Origin of the sequence: Moorena sp. SIO2C4, from assembly GCF_010672485.1 — a bacterium.
Classification (GTDB): domain Bacteria; phylum Cyanobacteriota; class Cyanobacteriia; order Cyanobacteriales; family Coleofasciculaceae; genus Moorena; species Moorena producens.
This window is the reverse complement of the sequence record NZ_JAAHGN010001525.1, coordinates 1-1,205: the sequence shown is the minus strand read 5'-3', so window position 1 is coordinate 1,205 and position 1,205 is coordinate 1. Positions and strand designations below refer to the sequence as shown.

Below are 1,205 nucleotides of genomic sequence, written 5' to 3'. Positions count from 1 at the left end.
GAGGTAATCCCATCAATTAAATCTTTATAGGTTCTTGCTCCGATTTTTTTTAAAGTACTTTTAACTTTTGATCAAAAATTTTATATCGGTTCTCTTGGTGCGCGTTCACGCTTAGCTTTGAAAAAGCGCGGGGTCGCACCGCGAAAATTCGGGAGAGTAGGGGGGTAAATAAACTAGTTTAGCTCCAGCTTCTTCAATCACTTCTCTTACCATTTCTCCCAAATGGATTTTGGCATTATCCATAACAACACAGGCATTATCCCAAAGTTTTGGTACTAATTTTGGCCGAATAAATCCTTTGATAGTTGTGAACTTCTTGTTTTATTATTTGCTTGATTGTAAGAAACCACAACAGTTTTGCGCTTAACTTAAGCAAATTCAAAAACCTTTGAATATTGCGTACTCTGCTTTCATATTTTATTGGCTGTGGAAAGAGTTTTGCCAATCTCGATAAGCTAACATTTCGATGGTCTTGCAGGAGCAAGATTAACAATTGTAGAGTTAAATATTGGCAAGTATTCAGATGAGTCTCGAAGACGGTTTGGTAGAATTGTTCGCGTAGCGTGGCCGAAAGGCCAGGGAACATTATTGATTTTGGGGAGGTCTCATACCTCCCTATTTTTATAGATAAGGATTGGCTTAAAGCATTATTTTCTCTACTTTATAGCTCCCTTGTCACCCCTTGAGAAAAACCTCACAAACGTCTCTATTTTAAGTGAGGACTTAATGCTCTATCCATTATCCAGACTGTTTTATAGCCTTGTTGTCACCCCTTGATAAAAACCCTTGACAATTAATAATATAATCGTTATGATTATATTATTAATTTCAAAACCACTTTTGAACTATGCCTGACAACTTTCGCCCGAATCAAGAAAACAATCCTGAGGAAATCACTCCTAGTAATACTCCTCAGGAACCTTCTCCAAAAAAATACCCCGTTCAGCACATTCTTAAGGGCTCCCGCCGGGCAATAAGCAACACCATGTATACCCTTTCTGCACTGCGTTATGCCCAAATTTCCGACTGGAGCCCCCTTCAGCCGACGGGAATTCCTGGCGAATTCATCACCACTATGACGAAGTACATAATTCTAGATTAGACTAACTTAGTAGGGGGGGTTTCCCCCCTAGCTCAAGAATTAAGTATGTTCGCCTAGGGTGGCCTTTGGTCAATTGGATCGGATTATTTCTGGGTTAGTGTAC

The 1,205-nt window shown here is 39.6% G+C and carries 1 protein-coding gene and 2 pseudogenes; 1 reads left to right on the top strand and 2 read right to left on the bottom strand.

Going from position 1 to position 1,205, the window contains the following annotated elements; genetic code table 11:
- Both F6K20_RS39210 and F6K20_RS39205 read right to left on the bottom strand, forming a co-directional pair.
- Window positions 1-306 (bottom strand): annotated as a pseudogene (locus tag F6K20_RS39210) (transposase); the annotation flags it as partial.
- 7 nt (window positions 307-313) lie between these two features.
- Window positions 314-586 (bottom strand): annotated as a pseudogene (locus F6K20_RS39205) (hypothetical protein); the annotation flags it as partial.
- 261 nt (window positions 587-847) lie between these two features.
- Between F6K20_RS39205 and F6K20_RS39200 the strand changes: the two are divergent.
- Window positions 848-1,102 carry a hypothetical protein gene (locus F6K20_RS39200; RefSeq protein ID WP_287265387.1) on the top strand — a complete coding sequence of 85 codons (255 nt, stop codon included), beginning with the start codon at window positions 848-850 and terminating at the stop codon, window positions 1,100-1,102.
- Window positions 1,103-1,205: the final 103 nt, after the last annotated feature.